The following is a 20,475-nucleotide window of genomic DNA, read 5'->3' as shown; positions in this document are numbered from 1 at the left end:
CGGAGCTCTACTACACGTATTTTTGCGCCATCCGTGGAACCTGCAGGGTGGAAGGCTAGCGGCGCAAAAACCACAGTAGTCCGAGTGAGATTCCGGCAGTACACTTTTAAAGATACAACGGTCACATATGAGGGTTTACGCCTTGCTTAGCGAGAGATCCCCCGGAGAGAACCTCGTGATTCCCTTGCACTGAATACGCTGAGAGGTAGGTATGGGTGGCGTGATTACCGAGAGGAAGACGGGGCTGTTGCGCACCACGCCACGGCTCCTGCAAATCTTGCGCGTGCTCATCCGGCACAAGTTTCTGGGTGCCATTCGCGGGAAGAATCACTTTCCAGAGCCAAAGGAGGTACGGACGACCTTCGAGGAACTGGGGCTCACCTTCCTGAAGCTCGGACAGGTGCTTGCATTGAGACGGGACCTGCTGCCGGACGAGTATGTCGAGGAGTTGGAGCAGCTACTCGACCAGTTGCCGGCGCTCGATATCGACTCGGTTCGGACTGTCGTTGAAGAGCGACTGGGAGCGCCGATAGGGGAGTTATTTTCCTCCTTCAGCGAGGTGCCTCTCGGTGCGGCAACGATCGCACAGGTGCACGAAGCGACGACACGCGACGGGCGGCGCGTGGTGGTGAAGGTGCAGCGCCCCGGGCTGGAAGAACTTATAGCTACCGATATCGCGGCCATGACGCTTCTGGTGGAAATGGTGGAAGCTCTTCACCCGCGCCTACGGGCACTCGACCTACCTGTCATGGTGAGCGAGTTCGCTGCTAGCTTGGAGCTGGAAACAGACTTCACCAGAGAGGCGCGCTCCATATGGCTTTCTCGCCTGGCGCTCAAGGATATCCAGGAGGTATGGATACCTGACGTTTTGCCGGAGTACTCCGGCAGGGCTATCCTTACCATGGAGTACGCCGACGGCGACAAGATCTATCTCTACGCCAGCGCAAATCCGGAGGAAGCGCCGAAGCTCATCAAGGTACTGGCGAGGGTCCTCCTCCAAACGATCTTGGAAAGCGGCCTGTTTCACGCCGACCCACACCCCGGCAACGTGCTCGTCCTGCCAGATGGACGGCTGTGCCTCATAGACTTCGGCATGACGGGGGAACTGGACGAGCCGATGCGAAAGTCGCTGACCAATCTGCTCGATGCAGTTGTCAGAAAAGATACCCAGGGTGCAACCGAAGCCTATCTAGAGCTGGCTGCTGCGAGCGAAAAGGTGAACCGTGCGGCTCTCATGATCGATATGAAGAGTGTACTGCAAGAGATTCACCGGACCGAGCTTTCAGAGGTATCGATTGGGGAGGCATTTGCTGCACTGCTGCGAGCCGGAAGTCGCCACGGAGTCCACAACCCGGGTGAGTTTTTCCTCCTGACACGCGTTTTCGTCATAATGGAATCGATGATGCGCCGACTGGACCCCAAATTCGACTTCATGCGCGCATTCAGTGAGGAAGTCGAACGGCTGATTTCGCAGCGGTTCACCCATCAGCAGCTAAAGGAGAGGACCACAAGGCTTTTCCATGAAATCGATCGCCTCGTAGATGATGCCCCCTGCGATATGCGGCGCGCACTTCATCGCATTGCAGAGGGGAACCTGGGGAGGGTGCAGGCGCCGGCACTGGAGGCGCTCGGTGGTCGAATCAGTCGTAACATCAAGAGGCTGGTCGGCGCAGTCGTCGCCTGGTCATTGATCAGTGGGGGATCGATCCTGGTCCACGCTCCTCGGGATGAGGGGTGGCATCATAGATGGGGGGAAGCCATGGTCACAGTCGGAGTAATCGGCTCTTTTTGGGTCGTCTTCCGTCTTGTGCGCGGCGACCGCGGTCGCGGACGGAACAGGCGTTGAGCAAGCCCAATCTTGTCGAACCCTACAGTGCGATGAGGGCGGGACACAAGAAGGTAGGTGCGAGCAAGTGATGCGCTGCGTCAACCTGTAGCTGTAAAGAGGGGGATCGGCATATCGGCGGCTTCTTTTCGCGCCGCGGCATCACGCCTTCAGGAAGGGGAAGGGCCGAAATGTCTCGGCCCTTCCCAAAGCAACAGCAGGTGAGGATCTAGGGGGCTACGTAACCGTCGGAAAGCGTCTTCAGGAAAGCAATCAGAGCCATTCCGTCTGCTTGATCAAGACCAAGGTTCCCCAACTGAGTCCGGTTGATATTTTCGTCTACCTCCGGCGCCGGGAAGCACGTGGCGCCTCCCATTGCATCGGTCGGAGGGTTGGGCGTTTTGCAGAGAGGCAGCACATCCCTCAAGTTGTAGAAGTGCACCATTTCCTGCAAGCTCTTGAAGTATCCGTTGTGCCCGTAAGCCTTCGTGAACTGGTCGTTCGGCCTCTTGTCGACGTTGCGAAGCGTCGGCGTCCTGTGCTTCCCTTTGTTGACGGCTGCAAAGGCAGTGTAGTCTGTCGAGGCGCCGCTCGAGCTCTCTATCCCAGCTGTCTTGGCCATAAAGCCCCCGAGCCCCTGATCGATCCACTTTTCACCGTCAGGATTCCACTTGCGTGGCATGGTGTAGAAGGGATTGGCCGGGTTCTTCGGTATTCCGAGGTTATGATATCCGAAGTCGGTGAAGAGGGGTAAGGCGCTGCCATTCATAGGTTGCAGGGTATGGCACGTTGAGCACTTCCCCTTGCCGTTGAAGATCGCGAGCCCTTTTAGCTCCACGTCTGAAAGCCCACGGTTCCTGAATCTGGTCCAGTTCATTGAGTTTATCATCGGCACCGGAGGCATTTTTCCCTGAGAGTTCTTCCAGAAGGTGTCGAACTTGGAGCTGAACAGGCTTACCTCGCCGGAGCGCTCGAACGCCGCTATGGACCGGGCTATGCGCTCGTACGTGCCGTCCACATTCTTGACGCAGTCAAGGGAACCGGGACCCCAGACCTGCTCGAAGAGGAGTGCGTAGTCGGTTCTCATTACGTTGAGACAGACGTGCTTCGCATTGGGGTTCCCCTGCTCCAGCGGATTCAGGAATGGGCCCTGAGCCTGTTCGGCCACCGGGTCACCGAGAGTCCACCCGGTGGCACGCCCATCATAGAAGATGCCTCCCATAAAGGCACCGCTACTTCCACTCCCCATGCCTCCTCCCATACCGCCGCCCATACCGCCGCCCATGCCGCCGCCCCCCATACTGCCGCTGCACATGCCGCTGCACGTCTGAGAGCCCCCCATTCCGCCACCGCCCATGCAGTCGCACTTCTGCAGGATCGGGGCATAGCCGGCGTAGGCGGCAGTTGGGGGCCTGCGGTTACCGAACCGGGTGTGGATGGCTCCTTCATACACCGCTCCCGCGGCGTTTATGGCGGAATCCGGTCCCGTCCACCCTACGGATGGATCATGGCAGTCGGCGCACGATTGGCCGGGGGGATTGGAGAGGGATGGATCGAAGAATAGCTTCTTTCCAAGTGTCTCCACCGGTGAAAGATCTGCGGCACCGGCAGTGACTGCGGCAAACACAAAAGGAACCACTACCAGCAGCTTCGTAGAGATCATGTCTTGTCTCCTAATGTCTTGCAGTCAAATATGAGACACCGCGGATGAATGGAAGTGTCTCGGAAGCACGAGCATCAACGCAGGCCAACGCAGAGCCAAAGATTATGCGGTGGTGCCCGGCTCAGGCACGGGGGGAAGAAGAGCTTGAAGACTGGATGGATGTAATTGCGTCCCATACTGACGGATCCCGCAACGAAATGACGGCGAGGCGGAGTGATGTTGGGGGCTGTAAGAAACTGAGGGGCATGAGGACAAACGGAGTGAATGGCTGGGCGATGGAGAAAAGAGCCTCCCTTCCAAAATTTTGCGGGGGATTCCGGGAGCGTCAGGACGACCCGCAACGTTATCAGAAGTAACGATACGCTCAGTACCCTTCTGTAGGTCGTTAACATCATCGCACCTGCCCTAGTCGGAAGATGGTGGAATCCAACGGCAGTTACAGAGCAACCATCGTGCCGTACAATACACGATTTAAACCACGTGAAATCGACCACTTAGACAGGTAAGTACAAAGGGAGGGGTGTGATGAACCGGAGTAAAAAAAATGCACAAAACCGCCTATACCGCCGGTAAAGAAGAGCTTATCTATGCTGTAGCGAAAGTGGCACCTGTCTCATTTCCACACACCCTTGCGGTGAATGGTTATGGAGAATTCTCCTGCAGCTTGTGTTACTATCGCCGCCTCCGCGCCATGCCACCGCCGTGTTGCTCTTTTGGCTCTGATACGGTATATAACCTTTCGTGCGACCTGCCATAGCGAATAGACCAATGGAACTGTCCTTCACAAAGTATCGCTTCCCGCTCGCGGTAGTTCTCCTCGTTGCGTGTGCATTAGTCTGCGCCGGCATGCGAGTTCCTGATACCTCGCGGCCGCATCGGCCGAAGCCTACACACAGGGCTGTCATAGAGAATCCCGCCAAGGCATCTGCCTGCGCGGTAAAGAAGACGCCGGACTCTGTTGCCGTCGTCGCCGTTGTTTGTGTTGCATCCGTTCCTCCGTCCCAACGCATCCTCGCCGCACGTGCCTTGCGACCCCTTATCTCCCTTTTCAGCCTCCCCAAGCAATCCCGCTCCCCTCCCACTTCCTCTCGCTCCATCTGAAAATCCCGCACCGGTTGCTCTTCGCAACCTCACGACATCACCGTAGACATTTCGTGAATAGTCCCTGTTGCCGCGATTCCTCGCCAGCACAGACGCAAGCACAGGTGCGCCCAGATCTCGTCCCGCGTGAGCGGCCGAAGAAGAGGAGAGGTGCGCCCCGACGTCTATCACGCGTCGCCAGGGAAGATGTGCAGCCACGAGTGTCGCAATCAAATTTCAGGAGAACGCCATGAAAAAGTCCATCTACCGCTTTCTGCCGGTACTTCTCGTTGCCACCCTTGCCTTTGCAGGCTGCGCGAAGCAGCAGGTGATTAAAAAGGACGAGCCACTCCCCACCTCTGTCACCAGGAATGAGACACCTGCTACGTCCAGTCAGGTATCTCCCCCCCTGCCGAGCGAAAAGAACGATAAAGCTGCCAAGGGCGCACCCACACAGCAGCAAGGAGTTGGAATGACACAGCAGGACCTTGCCGCACAACCCGTTAAAGCCGACCTGGAAAAAACACTGAATAAGGTCTATTTCAACCTCGACTCCTACGCTCTGGACGACGCCGCCCGGTCGGTACTCACGAAGAATCTCGAAATATTGCAGAAGGATCCGCTGCGCAAGATACGGATAGAGGGACACTGTGACGAGCGAGGCTCAGATGAGTACAACCTCGCTCTTGGAGAACGTCGTGCCCAGGCTGCCGCACGGTACCTCTCGGCTCTCGGCGTGGCACCGGAGCGCCTTTCCGTCATCAGCTACGGAAAGGAGAAGCCGGCTGACCCGGGGCATGACGAGAAGGCTTGGAGGCTAAACCGCCGCGACGAGTTCATCGTCCAGTAGCAGGACATACACGAAATCAGTCTCGGACTCCCCTCTTCCCGTGGAGAGGGGAGTCGTTCAATCGATTCCGCAGCGGACACCAAACCGCCGTGGACCACCTGCAGCAAGGAGACGTGCGTGAAGAGACATTCCATGCATCGGCTCTTCTTCCTTTTGCTCCCGTTTGTTTTTGTCAGCTCCGGGTTCACCTGGAGTTCAAAAGGGGAAGAGCCCTGCGATACAGCAAAAAAAGTGATTGATGGCATATCGGACGTGACGCCGGCGGCGGACCGGAGTTCGGCGCAAAAGAAGGTTGCGAAACTCTGTAAAGAAGGCGCAGCAGCGGATTACCTGAAAGGAGTTGATCTGGAGGCGGCCAGGGAGGTCGAAGATGCCATCTCCGCCTACCGGTCCGCGCTGAAAAAAGATCCTTCGCTGCCCGATGCCCATGGGCGGCTGGGCCTTCTCCTCTTGCAGACAGGAAAGAGAGAAGAGGGTTCGGTTGAGCTTTTTCGGGCGGTGCGGCAGAAGAAATCGCCTTTGTACGCCAAGGCCCTCGGCGGGCTCTTCCTGAAAGGTAAACTGTACTCCCTGGCCCTGGAGAGTTTCAAAGAGGGCATGCCGGCTTTGAAAGAAGACGTTGCCCTATTCAACGGGATGGGACGCGGCTATCTCGGGCTCGCCGACACGGCCAAGGCTGGCGAGATGTTCTCGGAGGCGCTGCGTCTTGATGCCGCGAACGAGGTCGCACACCTGGGGCTAGCACAGGTTTGTGAACAGGAGAAAAAGTATAAAGAAGCAGTCTCCCACCTCCGTTCCGCCCTTGCCATGACTCCGGATAATCGGGAGAGCCATTACCGACTCGGCCAGCTCCTTGAGAAGATGGGAGAAACCGCGGAGGCAGAAAAGGAATTTGGAGCCGCAGGGGTGGCGCGGAACGCCTCTCCCCCGGATCATCTGGACCTGGCCGCGCGCTACAGCGCCTCCGGGGCATACGACAGGGCTGCTGCCGAGTACGATGCAGCGCTGCTCCAGAATCCCCAGATGCCTGGAATTCGAGAAAAACTCGGGGATGCCCGCATGGCCGCGGGGCACGATCTGGAGGCGATCGCGGCCTTTGAAGACGCAATGCAGCGGAAGGAAGGCAGCGATCGCACCTGTTACAAGCTCGGCATTCTCAACGAGAGGAAGGGAGACTTGGACGAGGCGGTAACGCGCTTCGAGGAGGCCATCCGGCTTAACAATGGCAACGGCGACGCGCGCCGTCACCTGGCGGAGATCCACGGACTGCGCGGCAACGTGCAGGAGGCAATCGATGAATACCGCGAACTGATCCGCCGCCATGGGGAGAATCCCCTCAACTACTTCAAGCTCGCCCGGCTTCTGGAGAAAAAGCGGGACTATAAGGGTGCTACCGACGCCTACTTAAAGGCCATTGCACTCGACGCAGACAATATCGAAGCCCACCGGGAGGTGGCTCGACTATATTTGAGGAAAAAGGACCCTGCCGAGGCTGAGAAACACCTGCGGGAAGTGCTGCGCCTGAAGCCCGACGATTCGGCGGTGCGGGCGAGCCTCGTTTCCATTCTGCTTAAACAGCGGCGATTTGACGAGACGACGCTGCTCCTGGAGGAGGAGGCGAAGCTCACCCCGGCAAACCCGGAGAGCCACTACCGACTGGCGACAATATACGCGTACAGGCAAAAAGACGACGCCGCCGTGGGGGAGTTCAAAAAGGCGGTAGAGCTCAAGCCCGATCATGCCCGGGCACTTAACGGACTGGGGAAGCTCTACCTGAAACTGGACAGGCAACAAGAGGCGAGGGACGCATTTGCAGCCGCCCGCAAAGCCGATCCCAATCTCATCATGCCGGTGAGCTTCGAGCGTGGCCTTGACCGCGACAACCCACGCCCCGTGGTTAAGAAGAAAGCTAAGAAACATCCGAAGTCTCACCCACAGGCAAAGCGGAAAAAATCAGCCAAGAAAAAGCGGGAGCGGAGGTAACACCACAGGCTCTCGACTTCCTTCGATGAGGTTGCGGTTTGGAAACACCGGGGGCTTTACGAGCCCCCGGTACTCATGGTATGGGGAATTTTCCAATGCAGTGTCAAGCAAAGGCAGACAACTCTCTTTAAAACGGGCGATACAGGCTCTGCTTCCCTACCCCTTCCCCCAAAACGGATCGTCCATAAATTGGCGCCTCAACTGCTCGTCCGGATTCTGCTCATAGAACTCTTCCTCGCAAAATGAGTAGCGATACGCCGTAACGTACTCGTCTATCACACGGTAGGCCGCGTTTACTTTGCGGATCATTTCCGGGTCCGCATCGGGAGATGCGTCGGGGTGGTGCGCCTTGATCAACTCCCGGTGTCGCCGCTTGATCTGCCGCAGCGAAGCGCGGTCGCCCAAGCCAAGAACCTGCAGGGCTTCGCGTAGTTGCGTATAGGTCATGACCTTGCCCCCCCTCAGTGACATCCACTTCTTAGGGTGTACTCTATACCGAACCTTCTCGACGGAAGGCCATGCACTGCCCGTCTTGCATTCAGCTTGACAATATATGATTTCTTATATATACCAGCACTACCATACTTTACCACCGTTTCTGACCAAGGAGAACGTCCATGCGCTGTACCATAGCGAGGGCATCTATATTTCTGGTGGGACTCCTCCTTGAGGCGACTGCCAGCATTGCGGCGGAAGACTCGGTCACTCTTGACGAGGCTATCCAGAGGGCACTTGCGAGCAACCACCTTATAAAGGCTGCATCTTCGACCATGAAGGCAGCCGAAGCATCTGTTGACGTTGCGCGAACCAGGTATCTTCCAAGCGTCTTTCTGGATAGCGGCGCGCTAGTCTCTACAACTCCGAGTCGTGTTTTCATGATGAAGCTTGACGAGGGGCGCATCGCTCCAGCCACTGATTTCGCACCGAGCAACCTTAACCACCCTTCCCCCCGCGGCGACTTCCAGACGTCATTCACGCTACAGCAGCCGCTCGTCGACTTCTCCATACGATCTGCCGTCGACGCCGCAGAAAAGGACGCCGCGAGTGCCGACCTGTCGCTGCAGATTCAAAAAGAGCAGGTTACTCTGCGGGTCTACGAGGCGTATCTGGAGGTACGACGTGCCAAGGCTTTCGTTGGGGTTGCCGAGCAGGGGGTGGCCGATGCCGGGGAACATGCACGTCTTGCGGCAACCCGCCACACCAATGGCCTGGGACTCAAGTCTGATGAACTGCGGACCAGGGCCTCAGTCGCGGAAGCCCAGCAGAAGCTCGTGGGAGCGCAGCACGACCTTACCGTTGCCAAGCTGCGCCTCAATCTGCTGACTGGCGGGAACGACGGCATCCTCCTCGACATAGCCGGAGAGCCCGGAGTACCGGACCCGTCCGGTCCTGAAAACTTGGTGCAGCTTGCCCTTATGAACCGCCCCGACCTCAAGGCAGGGAGGACGGCGGTGGAGAAAGGAGAGGTAGGAGTGCGCCAGGCACAGCGTGCCTACTACCCCACGGTATACGCGAGCGCCGGCTACCAGCTAAACGATAGGGACGTGCCCTTTGGCAACGACAATGACTCGTGGAATGCCGGCATCAACCTGAGGTGGGAGCTTTTCGACGGGACGCGTCGATCTCACGAAAAGGCCCGGGCTCTCGCCGCAAGAGACGCTGCGGCAGCGATGCTGGAAAATGAGCGGCGCGAGGTGGCACTTCAGGTGAGGGAAAGCCTGCTGCGCCGCTCAGAAGCGCGGCTCAAGCTCGATTCCGCCCGTGCCGCACTCTCCGCCGCAGAGGAAGACGTCCGGTTGGTGCGCAAGCGCTACGAAAACGGCCTCGCTTCCGTAGTGGAATTGATGGACGCCGAAACAGCTCTCAACACCGCTCGTGCCAACGTCGTGGAGGTCGGAAACGGCCTTCTGAAGGCTACCGCTCATGTCTACTACGCCGCCGGCGTCCTGCTCAAGGAGGTGACTAAATGAACTGGATCCATAATGGAGTGATTGCTCTGGCGCTGGGGCTCGCTATCGGTTGCAGCAAAAGCGGAGGGAATGAAGAACCATCCTCCCCTCCCCGAGTCACGGGCGTAACAGTCGGCACTGTCACCTCCCGGGGCATCCCCGAAACCATCGAAGCCGTCGGATCCCTCAAGGCGCGAGAATCTGCAGCCATAGCGGCTAGAATCAGCGGGACCGTGACCCGCGTGTACATAGCCGAGGGAAGTCCTGTTGCCAAAGGCGCCCTCCTTCTCACCATCGACTCTCCCGAGACCGGAGCGGCCTCAGCCGGCGCGCTTTCGGGCGTGCAGGAGGCAGAGCGAGGCGTGTTCGAGGCACAGGCGCGCAAGAAATTGGCTGACGCCACCTTCGACCGTTTCGAAAAACTGTATAAAGAGGAAGCAGTTACCCGCCAAGAGTTCGAGCAGCGCCAGATGGAACAGGAGACTGCAGCACAAGGGGTCGCCAGGGCCGAGGCACGCCTTGCACAGGCGAGGCAAGGAGCAAAGGGCGCCGGCGCCATAGCCGGGTACGCAAGGGTGACATCCCCCATCTCGGGGGTCGTGACTAGCAAACAGGTCGAGCCGGGGCAGACCGTGTTCCCCAACATGCCGCTTTTGACGATCGAGGGTGAACGCGGACTGCGACTGGAGGTGGCGGTTCCGGAGGGGGCGCTGGGCAAGGTGAAGGTCGGGGACGTGGTCCCCGTTGTGCTCGAAGGGGCTCACGGTAGCGGAAGGATCTCGGAGATTGTGCCGGTGGTTGATCCGGCCAGCCGCACCTTCCTGGTTAAGATCGACACCTCCGGGAGGTCGCTGAGATCGGGAAGCTACGGCAAGGCGCTCTTTCATGTCGGGACGCGGCCGGGATTTGCCGTTCCCCGCAGCGCCGTCGTTGAGCGCGGCGGCCTCACGTCGGTGTGGGCGGTCTCTGCGCAGGGGATCGCGAGGCTGCGCCTGGTGCGCCTGGGGAGGGAGACGGGAGAGATTGTCGAGGTTATTTCCGGTCTCGGCGCAGGGGACCGTATCGTCACCGGTGGCACGGAGAAAGTCGCAGACGGCACAAAGGTCCTTTAGGAGCACACGATGAACAGCATAGGCTTCGCCGGGCGAATCGCCCGGGCCTTCATAGACTCAAAGCTCACCCCACTCATCGTGGCGGCGTCCCTCCTCCTCGGACTCTATTCCGTCCTCGCGACGCCCCGTGAGGAGGAACCGCAGATAACGGTGCCGATGATCGACGTGTACCTCCCCATGCCCGGCTCCTCCCCCAAAGAAGTCGAGGAGCGGCTGGTGATCCCGTTCGAGAAAAAGCTGTGGGAGATCAAGGGTGTCGAATATCTCTACTCCGCCAGCCGCCCAGGCATCGGTATCGTCACTGTCCGATTCCTGGTCGGCCAAAACATGGAAGAGTCACTGGTTAAGCTCTACAACAAGGTGATGAGCAACCGGGGGATTATCCCTCCTGGCGCCGGTGAGCCTCTGGTGGTGCCGAAGTCGATCGACGACGTGCCGATCGTCACCCTCACCCTCTGGTCCGACCGATACGACAACTACGCCCTCAGAAGGGTTGCCCGCGAGCTCTGCGACGAGCTGAAGAAATCGGACGACGTAGGGGAAACGGAGATCAAGGGGGGCCTCTCCCGCGAGGTCAAAATACGAATCGACGGCGGCAAGCTCGCCTCCCTGGGCCTCTCCCCGATCTCCGTTGCCGGAGCCCTGCAAAAGGGGAACGCGGCACAGCGAGGCGGTTCATTTTCCGCGGGCAACCGGGAATACATCCTCAATGCCGGTGATTTCCTCCAGGATCCGCAGGGAGTAAAGAGGCTGGTAGTGGGGGTGAAGGACTCGCGCCCCGTCTACCTGGAGGACGTGGCGACGGTCGACGACTCGGTGCAGGACCCGAAGGAGTATGTATTCTTTGGGCTCGGCCGTGCCGCAGCGGTAAAGGGGCTAAAGGGGGGAGCCGCCGATTATCCAGCGGTCACGATTTCTGTGGCGAAACGCAGAGGCGCCAACGCAACGTGGGTTGCCGACGACCTCCTGAAGCGGGTTGAGTTTTTGAAGGGGAAGGCAATCCCGGACGGGATGCAGGTGACCGTAACTAGGAACTATGGCGAAACCGCGAAGGAGAAGAACAACGAGCTCCTCTTCCACATGTTCCTCGCCGCGATTTCCGTAACGATCCTCATCGCCGTCTTCATGGGTTGGCGTGCAGGTGCGGTGGCGGCGATAGCGATCCCGGTGACGCTGGCGCTCACGATGTTCCTCTTCAACCGCATCGGCTACACACTTAACCGGATCACCCTCTTTGCCCTCATCTTTTCCATCGGAATCCTGGTGGACGACGCCATCGTCGTCGTGGAGAACATCCACCGGTACTTCACCACCACCCGCTTCAAACCGCTGGAGGCGGCGATAAAGGCCGTCGACGAGATCGGCAACCCGACGATGCTCGCGACGCTGGCGGTCATAGCCAGCATCCTCCCCATGGGGTTCGTGGGGGGGCTCATGGGGCCGTACATGCGCCCCATCCCGGTCGGCGCCTCGCTCGCGATGGTCTTCTCACTCCTGATCGCGTTCATCGTGACCCCCTACTATGCCTACCGCTTCATGAAAGGAGAGTCCCACTACGGCAGCGAAGGGGAAGCAGAGGAGTCGCGCATGACCGCCTTCTACCGGCGGGTGATGGGGGCGCTCCTGCATAAAAAGCCGGTGAGGTACGCCTTTCTGGCATCAGTGGTGGTGCTCCTGCTCCTTTCCTGCTCCTTGATCTATTTCAAGGCTGTCACAGTCAAGATGCTCCCCTTCGACAACAAGAGTGAGCTGCAGCTCGTCGTCGACACACCGGAAGGGACAACATTGGAGGGAACCGCGCGCCTGGTCTCGGAGATGGGGGAGTACCTGCGCACGGTGCCCGAGGTCACGGATTTCCAGAGCTACGTCGGGACGAGCTCCCCCTTTAACTTCAACGGGCTGGTGCGCCACTACTACCTGCGCAAGGGGCCCAGCGTGGCGGAGGTCCAGGTCAACCTGGTGTCAAAGAATGAGCGCTCCGACCAGTCCCACGACATCGCAAAAAGGTTGCGGCCTCATCTGAAGGAGATTGCGGACCGGTACGGCGCCCGGCTAAAGGTGGCGGAGATTCCCCCCGGGCCGCCAGTTCTCTCCACACTGGTGGCGGAGGTCTACGGACCGGACCAGGGGAGCCGCCTGCAGATCGCGCGCAAGATAAAGGAGATCTTCAGGAGCACCGCCGGAGTCGTCGATGCCGACTGGTATCAGGAGGACGATCAGCCAAACGTGCATTTCGAAGTGGACAGGGAAAAGGCGGCGCTGTCTGCGATCAGCGCATCGGACGTGGTGCAGACGCTGCAGATGGCATTGGGTGGGAGCAACACCGGGCTCCTGCACACTCCGCGCGAGAAGGAACCGATCTTTCTGAACGTGCGCTTCCCGGAGGCGGCCCGGAGCGACGTCTCCGCCCTCTCCTCCATCTATCTCCCCGGTGCCCGCGGCAACGTACCTCTTTCACAGCTCGTGCGCGTGGTGCGGGGGACGGAAGAGAAGTCCCTCTACCGCAAGAACCTGAAGAGCGTAGTGTATGTCACCGGCGACGTCGCTGGAGTCATAGAGGCTCCAGTCTACGCGATCCTGAAAATGCAAAAGGAGATCGACAAGATCCCGCTTCCCGGCGGCTACCATATCGAGCAGCGTGCCGCCAGCCAGCCGTGGAGCGAGGAGCGGCCGGGTATCAAGTGGGACGGCGAGTGGCACATCACCTACGAGGTCTTCCGCGATCTGGGCGCCGCCTTTGCGGCAGTCATGGTACTCATCTACGTATTGGTGGTCGCCTGGTTCAAGGACTTCACCACGCCGTTGGTGATCATGGCACCGATACCGCTTACCCTAATCGGGATCTTGCCCGGTCATGCCCTGATGGGGGCGTTCTTCACCGCAACCAGCATGATCGGCTTCATCGCGCTGGCCGGCATAATCGTACGCAACTCCATCATCCTTATCGATTTCGCTGAGCTACGGCGGCGGGAAGGGATGCCTCTGGATGAAGCGATCATCGACGCGGGGGCCGTACGGTTCAGGCCAATGCTCTTGACCGCTGCAGCGGTTGTCGTCGGAAGCTTCGTCATCGTGTTCGACCCCATCTTCCAGGGGCTCGCGCTGGCGATGATGTGTGGAGAGATTGCCTCGACGACGCTATCGAGGATAACGATACCAATCCTTTACTACATCGTGGAGTCGTGGAAGGAAAAGAGGAAGGGTGCAATTGCCTAACAAGGAGAACGACATGTACATCGACAGGCTGCTAAGACTCATCGCCGGAACGTTCACGCTACTCTCCCTGGCGCTGGCCCACTTTCACAACCCGAAGTGGCTCTGGCTCACCGCATTCGTGGGATTGAACCTTCTGCAGTCAGGTTTCACCAACTGGTGCCCCATGATGAGCATCCTGGAGAAGGCGGGAGTGCCGCGCATCCCGCCCACGCCCGCTCCAAGATCGACCCCGTGAACCGTAGCGCCACGACGTGCAACCGAACGTGTCGCTCCGTGATGCGCCCCTCGCCATTGAGGACCACAGTGGCGTCAGGTCCCCCTTTAAAAAGAGCTTCAAACAAGCCATCATGCTTCTTGGAGCGAAGCAAAAGAATGCCATCCTTGAGATAGGATGCGTGTTCCACAAAATACTCCTGCTTCCGCACCAGCCCGAGCGTTGCCCTCCGCAAATAAGGAGCACCCTAATAGCCGGCCGTTCCATCGCTTGACCTCATGACCTTGGCAGTTGCGCCATCACAAACCAGTAGTTCTCCAGGCTCCTGATAACCTCCATAAAATCGCTCAGCCGCACCGGCTTGGAAATGAATGTGTTGGCATGGAGATCGTAGCTCTTCAGGATGTCCTCCTCAGACTTCGAGGTGGTAAGGACGATGACGGGAATACGTCTGAGCTCCGGTTCCTCCTTTATCTCCGACAGGACCTCCAGCCCGGTCTTCCTGGGGAGACCCAGATCGAGGAGAATGAGTCCCGGGCGGGGAGCTTCAGCAAACTGGCCCTTCCGGTAGAGGAAGTCGAGAGCCATCTCGCCGTCGGTGACCACGGAGAGCCGGTTGGCTATCCTGCTCTCCTTCAAGGTTTCGCGCATCATGTCCGCGTGTGCGGGATTGTCCTCCACCAGGAGAATCTCCACAGCTTCGAGTTCGTCCTTGTCATGCATTTGCGCCTCCCCGCAGCGTCGGGATGCTGAAGAAGAAGGTGGTGCCCTCTCCCGGCGCCGACTCCACCCAAATGTGCCCTCCGTGATGTTCCACGATCTTGCGGCAGATCGCCAGCCCGATGCCGCTCCCTTCGTATTCCTCGCGGGTGTGCAGCCGACGGAAAATCTCGAAGACCTGTTCGAAAAAGCGCGGTTCCAACCCGATGCCGTTGTCGCGCACCTCGATCAACCACATGCCGCCCTGCCGCTCGCAGGTGATGCGCACCTGCAGGCGCACATCGCGTCTCCTGAATTTGATGGCGTTTCCCACGAGGTTCTGGAAGAGCTGGACGAGCTGGGTGTCGTCACCTTCTACCTCCGGCAACTCCATCCACTCGAGAGAGGCATCGCTTGCCTCGACAGCCTTAGTCAGGTTCCTTAGCGCACTTTCCAGGACTTTCCCAAGAGACAGGCGGCTGAACGGTTTTGCCTTTGTATTGAGACGGGAGTAAGCCAGCAGGTCGTTTATCATGGACTGCATCTGCTTTACGCCGTCGGTCATGTAGCGCAGGTACTTTTCCGCGTCGGAGTCCAGCTTGTCGCGATACTTGTGCGCTATAAGCTCCGTGTAGCTTCCCACCGTCACCAGCGGCTCCTGGAGGTCATGGGAGGCCACGGAGGCGAATAATTCCAGCTCCTTGTTGGACCGCTGCAGCTCGCGGTTCGCCTTTTCCGCGACGTCCTGAGCCTTGACCCGCTGCAGGGCCTCCACCTCCAGCCGGGCGTTCAGCTCCAGCAGCTTCTCCCTCTGGGCCTCCAGTTGGTTATTGGCCAGACGAAGTTCCTCATTGGCCTCGGCCACCCTCTGGGAGTTGCGGAAAACGTCAGCCTCCCCCTGCGCAGCGTCCCCCTCCATGATATTGTGGCCGCGGCGGACGAAGTCTGTGACGTCGTGAGCGCGATGGATGATGTAGTCCACCTCGTACTCGGCGTTGAGCACAGGGGTGTTCACGGCGCTCCAGTAGCGCTCCTCGTAGGCACCCCCCTCCTCCTTCGGCTTTCGAATGTCGTATTTCTGCAGCGGAAGGGTATCCGGGACCTTTCTCTCGAGAACCCGCATGAGGGAGGCACTGACGTTGGTGGCCCCCGTCGCCCCGACTTCAGCGGGATTGACAGGAAATAACTCCATCATGGTCATCCCCATAATCTCCTCCCGCCGGGTCATAGTAACCTTCAGATACTCCTCGTTCACCGCCACTATCCTCAGGTTCCGGTCAAGCAAAAGGCAAGGGTCCGGCACCGCCTCGAACACCCGCTTGAAGTCCGAAGGGGCGACTCCCTCTTTATCCCGCGCCCCTGGTGTCTGCATCTTCTCACCCTGATCAGGCATGCCACACCTCCCGTCCGGCGCCATGCCGCTATTATAAGAATGGCTCTTTTGTCTGCGTTGCGCCATGGAGTTCCCTTTCATTTTATTCCATGCGCGTCAAAACGTCGCGGTATTGAGGAGCCGCGTATCTCCAGTGTCCCCTTGGCGGCACCTGCTCCGGTGTCTCTGCGTAAAGGAGAGCTCCTTTCGCACCTGCCAGAAAAGCGATAACGCGCGGGGAGTGCCGCGCTCTGAGGGATTTTGGGTGGAGGGGAGGGAAAGGATTGCCTGCAGGATGGAGCGCCGAATATCTTTGTCCCAGGAGATGAAGAAGCCGATCTCCCGGTTGTGAAACAAGCTCGAAGCGCGGACGGCCCCATGGCTGTGAGAGTTATCGATGCGCCTTGCGGCAGGTAAGTATTCCTGCTATAAAGGGTAGCACTTAAACGTTGTAACATTGGTACGTTGTCGCCAATCCGTCACACGGACCAAGGTAGAAAAGGCGTCCGTCCCCCCTTCCACAATAGATCACTTGAGTGCATTAAGAGGTGAAACTTGGTAGCTGCCGGCCACAGTCCTTTCTCCCTCCTGATGGCGGAGGATGACCTCGATACACGCGACATCATTCTCCGCATGATTGCCCGGAAGTTCCCTCACTGCACGGTATACGCAGCGGACAACGGCAGGGAGGGGTTGGACCTTTTCAGAAAGCACTCCCCGGAAGTTGTCATCACCGATATCAATATGCCTTTTATGAACGGGATCGAAATGACCAGAGAAATCAGGTCACTCGGTGAGAAGGCGGCGTTTATTATACTCACAGCGTACCGAAACCAGTCCTTCAAGGAGGAAATATCCGATTTAGGGTACTGCGCCTACCTCCTGAAGCCCGTGGTGTTCAAAGACCTCATCGAGGCAATCGACAGGTGTCGTGGTCACCTCGCGTCAGGGGAGTGACACGGTCCCGGGCACTCCTTGTCACTCCAGTTCAATTCTGAACTCTGCGCCACCATCGACATTGCGCGCTGTCAGACGCCCTCCCATTTTTTTCTAAATGACCATTTTCGCCATGTAGAGTCCCAGCCCGAATCCCTCGCCCTGCTTCTTCGTGGTGAAAAAGGGGTCAAATATACTCTCGATAATAGCTTCCTCTATACCACCTGCGTTATCAGCGACTGTCAAAACCTTCTTTCCTTCTTCCTCCCAGATGTTTACTTCTATACGGCCATCTGTCTGCTTTCGCGCTACAATTGCATCTCTTGCATTAACGAGAAGGTTAAGGAGCACCTGTGTGTACTCGTGCGGATACCCCTCGTATCGTAGAGGTGCGATCTTTCCCTTCTCTATGCGTATGCCCTGGAACCTGAAAGTCTCAGAGACTAGCAGCACTGCCTTTTCCAGGGACTCCTCCAGTGTGAAGAGAACGGGCTCGCTGTCGGAGGAGGTGAATTCGCTGAAGTCATCAATCGTCTTTGACATCTGCTGGAGAACGGTCATAGCCGCCTCCACTTTAAGACCCAGCACTTCGTCGGTGACTTCCCCTGTCTCGCTGAGCAGCTCCAATTCCTGAAGATGAACGGCTATGGAGTTCAACGGCTGGCGCCAGTGATGAGACAGGTTGACCAGCATCTCTCCCATGGCTGCCATCCGCCCCTGCTCCAGAAGGAGGCGCTCGCTCGTCCGTAGCTTCTCCTCCGCTTCTTTGAGCATGCTTATGTCAACAAACGCAGTGCGGAACAGGTTGCGCCCCTCCTTCTCTTCCTTGTAGGGAAGGCAATGCAGGTGCACATATACAAACCTGTTCCCATTGAGCCTGATCTCCAGCTCCGCCTGCGAGGGAGTAGCATGTGTGCACTCTTCGCAGGCGGCCTTGAGCAACGCTACGCTATCGGCAGAGAGATATTTACCAATCGGCGTGCCGCGCAGCTCGGCCCTCCTTGCCCCCAGCATGTGGGCGCCGGTGATATTGATCTCGCGGATGGTGAAGTCGTCACCGAGGCTCATGTACCCCAAGGGAGACCAGTTGTACAACGACCAGTACCTGTCGCGCGCCCCCTTGAGGCGGCCCGTGATCTCCGCAAGCTTCTTATTTCGCTTCTCCAGCGCCTGGCGGCTCTCCTCCAGTTCCCTCGTCCGCTCCTCCACCCTCTTTTCCAGGACCGCCGCGAACTGGCGAATCTCCTCGTTCTGCTCCTGGACGCGTCGCTTGAGCTCTACCGTCCTCAGGCTCTTCTCGATAGCGGGGAAGAGCCTGTCGTAGTCTATCGGTTTCAGCACGTAATGGCTGAAACCGGTCTCGATGGCGCTCAAGAGGAAGTTCGTGTCGCTATAGGCAGTAAGGGCGATGAGCTCCGTCTCCGGGTCGATGGCGGCGATCTCAGCGGCCATCCGCAAGCCATCCATCTCCGGCATCAGGATGTCAGTCAGCACCACCTCCGGGCGGTGGGCCTTGAAGAGTTCCAGGCCTTCAGCACCATTGGCGGCCGTGTGGACGGTGATGTCGGGGTACTCCGTGGCGATCGCCTCCCCCACTATCTCCCGCGGTTCCCGCTCGTCTTCGACGTAGAGAAGGGTTACTGTCTTTTTCCCTTCCTGCAGCGCATCCATTCAGACCTCGATCCGGAAGGTTGCACCTCCATCGGCATTCGCCGCGGTGAGACGCCCTCCCATGTTCTTCTCTATTATTGTCTTCGACATGAAAAGCCCGATCCCAGTCCCCTTGTCCGGTGGCTTGGTGGTGAAGTAGGGATCGAAGATCTTGTCTATCACGTCCGGCGCAATCCCGCCGGCATTGTCGGTTATGGTGACCACACTCTTGCCCCCCTCCTCCGCTATTGTAACCGCAATACGCGGGGATTGGACACCCCGTTCCCGGAAGGCGTCGCGGGCATTCATCACTATGTTTATGAGGACCTGCGCGTACTCGTTGCGATAGCCGTTGACCATGACGCGTCGGTCCTGCGCAGCCTGCACCTCCACCTGCACTCCCCGCAATGTTTCGCCAACCAGCGCCACCGTTTTCTCCACCACCTCGCGGACGTCGAAAGGGAGCTTCGTCTTCTCCGGATTGAGGTAGCCTCTGAAATCGTCAATCGTCTGGGACATATGGGTGATGAGCTCCTTTCCCCTGGTGACGCTCTTTTCCAAAAGCTCCTCAGAGAAGGTGCCGCGCTGGTACGCTCTGGTGAGATCCTGCAGCAGCAGTCCCACCACGTTCAGGGGCTGGCGCCACTGGTGGGAAATATTGACGAGCATCTCCCCCATCGCCGCCAGCCGGCTCTGCTGCATAAGCATCTGTTCCCTGCTCCTCAACTCATGCACCGCCCGCAGGCGCTCATCTGTCTCGGCTTCCAGTTCCTCGACTGCCAGCTTCAACTCCGCGGTCCGCTCCTCGACCCGCAGCTCAAGCTCGTCTTTCGCCCTGCGCAGTTCGGCTTCGGCTTCCTTGCGTTTGGTAATGTCGCTTGCGGCGCCGAACCACTCGGTGATCTCTCCGTTGCTGTCCTCAACGGGGACGGCCCGGGAAAAGGTCCAGCCGAGGCTGCCGTCGGCATGCAGCACCCGGTGTTCCAACTCGAAGGTGCTCTTGGTCCTGACCGCCTCACGGATCACCGCCATAACCCCTGCCCGGTCGTCGGGATGAATGTACTTGCCGATCCAGTTGCGGTCCGGCGTAGCGGTTTCGGCAAGTCCTGCCCGGCTTTCAAGCTGGATCATCTCGTCCCAGTCAGGGCTCATGCGGTAGAGCACATCTGAGCTTGCCGCCACCAGCGCGCGAAACCGCGCCTCATTCTTCTGCAGCACCAGGTAGGAATGTGCCAGCTCTGAGACCATATGGTCGAATGCGCCGGCGAGCTGCCCTATCTCGTCTGCCGACTCAACCGAAAAATGGACCGTACGATCTCCGGCGGCTATCCTGTCGGCGGTGCCGGCCAGATGCAAGAGCGGCGCGGAAACCCACCGCTGCAACAACCGCTGCAGGATGAGGACGCTGCCGGCAATGGCTAAGGAAACCGTGAGCAGGATGCCGGCATACCCCTGCAGCCGCCCACGGAGCGGGGCAAGATCCGCAGAAAGGTAGAGACTGCCCAGAGCGCGCCCCTTCTGCCGCACCGCACGCACGATATCCAGGTGCCCGTCATCGGTTCTGGTCCCATCCCTGACATCCAGATGCACCGGAACGGCGGCTGGCGATTCACCCTGGCGAAGGTAGGAGGCCAACAGCTGGCCATCCTTGGTGTACAGTGCGGCAACGACAATGGCAGGCGAGTTTTGCAGGGTGTTTAGTACTTCCTGGGCGGTCTGGGCATCGTCAAAAGCGAGTGTAGGGGCGGCGTTGGCGGCAATGAAAGTGCTGAGGTCGTTGACTTGCTGCGCCAGGCGCGTGCGATAGGTGGTGAGCTCATAGGCAAAAAGGCCGATTATCACCAGCAGTACCGAGACGGCGAGGGTAGTGACAATGATCCCCAGAAGCTTGCGCTGAATCGGCCAGTTGCGAAGGTTAACAGTCAT

At 58.8% G+C, this 20,475-nt stretch carries 14 protein-coding genes; 8 read left to right on the top strand and 6 right to left on the bottom strand.

The window, feature by feature from the left end:
• The first annotated feature begins 211 nt into the window (after positions 1 to 211).
• Complete coding sequence (locus LPW11_RS19185; protein ID WP_230995477.1) at positions 212 to 1,846, top strand: ABC1 kinase family protein; 1,635 nt, start codon at positions 212 to 214, stop codon at positions 1,844 to 1,846.
• Positions 1,847 to 2,054: 208 nt separating this feature from the next.
• Here LPW11_RS19185 and LPW11_RS19180 read toward each other — a convergent pair whose 3' ends face one another.
• Positions 2,055 to 3,488 carry a cytochrome-c peroxidase gene (locus LPW11_RS19180; protein WP_230995476.1) on the bottom strand — a complete coding sequence of 478 codons (1,434 nt, stop codon included), beginning with the start codon at positions 3,486 to 3,488 and terminating at the stop codon, positions 2,055 to 2,057.
• 1,330 nt (positions 3,489 to 4,818) lie between these two features.
• Here LPW11_RS19180 and pal point away from each other — a divergent pair.
• Positions 4,819 to 5,418, top strand: a complete 600-nt coding sequence (pal, locus tag LPW11_RS19175; RefSeq protein ID WP_230995475.1) for a peptidoglycan-associated lipoprotein Pal — start codon at positions 4,819 to 4,821, stop codon at positions 5,416 to 5,418.
• Between the two features lie 117 nt (positions 5,419 to 5,535).
• A complete protein-coding gene (locus tag LPW11_RS19170; protein ID WP_230995474.1) occupies positions 5,536 to 7,401 on the top strand; it encodes a tetratricopeptide repeat protein in 1,866 nt (621 codons plus the stop codon).
• A 156-nt stretch (positions 7,402 to 7,557) separates the two neighbouring features.
• On the opposite strand, the gene LPW11_RS19165 is transcribed toward LPW11_RS19170, so the two are convergent.
• The gene (locus LPW11_RS19165; RefSeq protein WP_230995473.1) at positions 7,558 to 7,848 is read right to left on the bottom strand and encodes a J domain-containing protein; all 291 of its coding nucleotides are present in this window, start codon (positions 7,846 to 7,848) and stop codon (positions 7,558 to 7,560) included.
• Between the two features lie 170 nt (positions 7,849 to 8,018).
• Here LPW11_RS19165 and LPW11_RS19160 point away from each other — a divergent pair, with 170 nt between their 5' ends.
• Genes LPW11_RS19160 through LPW11_RS19145 form a run of 4 tightly spaced genes read left to right on the top strand, consistent with a single transcriptional unit; the run spans position 8,019 to position 13,913 of the window.
• Positions 8,019 to 9,371, top strand: a complete 1,353-nt coding sequence (locus LPW11_RS19160; protein ID WP_230995472.1) for a TolC family protein — start codon at positions 8,019 to 8,021, stop codon at positions 9,369 to 9,371.
• Positions 9,368 to 10,462 carry an efflux RND transporter periplasmic adaptor subunit gene (locus LPW11_RS19155; RefSeq protein WP_230995471.1) on the top strand — a complete coding sequence of 365 codons (1,095 nt, stop codon included), beginning with the start codon at positions 9,368 to 9,370 and terminating at the stop codon, positions 10,460 to 10,462. Before LPW11_RS19160 ends, LPW11_RS19155 begins: the two co-directional genes overlap by 4 nt.
• Before the next feature lie 9 nt (positions 10,463 to 10,471).
• Entirely contained in the window at positions 10,472 to 13,678 is a 3,207-nt protein-coding gene (locus tag LPW11_RS19150) for an efflux RND transporter permease subunit (protein ID WP_230995470.1), read from the top strand.
• A 13-nt stretch (positions 13,679 to 13,691) separates the two neighbouring features.
• Entirely contained in the window at positions 13,692 to 13,913 is a 222-nt protein-coding gene (locus LPW11_RS19145) for a YgaP family membrane protein (protein ID WP_230995469.1), read from the top strand.
• A gap of 255 nt (positions 13,914 to 14,168) precedes the next feature.
• Here LPW11_RS19145 and LPW11_RS19140 read toward each other — a convergent pair whose 3' ends face one another.
• Together LPW11_RS19140 and LPW11_RS19135 are read right to left on the bottom strand one after the other, a co-directional pair.
• Positions 14,169 to 14,615, bottom strand: a complete 447-nt coding sequence (locus tag LPW11_RS19140) for a response regulator (protein WP_230995468.1) — start codon at positions 14,613 to 14,615, stop codon at positions 14,169 to 14,171.
• The gene (locus LPW11_RS19135; RefSeq protein ID WP_230995467.1) at positions 14,608 to 15,984 is read right to left on the bottom strand and encodes an ATP-binding protein; all 1,377 of its coding nucleotides are present in this window, start codon (positions 15,982 to 15,984) and stop codon (positions 14,608 to 14,610) included. The genes LPW11_RS19140 and LPW11_RS19135 overlap by 8 nt, the downstream gene beginning before the upstream one ends.
• A gap of 534 nt (positions 15,985 to 16,518) precedes the next feature.
• Here LPW11_RS19135 and LPW11_RS19130 point away from each other — a divergent pair.
• Positions 16,519 to 16,920, top strand: a complete 402-nt coding sequence (locus LPW11_RS19130) for a response regulator (protein ID WP_230995466.1) — start codon at positions 16,519 to 16,521, stop codon at positions 16,918 to 16,920.
• A 93-nt stretch (positions 16,921 to 17,013) separates the two neighbouring features.
• Here the strand turns inward: LPW11_RS19130 and LPW11_RS19125 are convergent, their stop codons facing one another.
• A complete protein-coding gene (locus tag LPW11_RS19125; RefSeq protein ID WP_230995465.1) occupies positions 17,014 to 18,570 on the bottom strand; it encodes a response regulator in 1,557 nt (518 codons plus the stop codon).
• On the bottom strand, positions 18,571 to 20,475 hold the full coding sequence (locus LPW11_RS19120) for an ATP-binding protein (protein WP_230995464.1): 1,905 nt from the start codon (positions 20,473 to 20,475) through the stop codon (positions 18,571 to 18,573). It lies immediately after the preceding gene.

The organism is Geomonas sp. RF6 (assembly GCF_021044625.1).
GTDB lineage: Bacteria > Desulfobacterota > Desulfuromonadia > Geobacterales > Geobacteraceae > RF6.
This window is presented reverse-complemented; position numbering and strand designations above follow the sequence as displayed.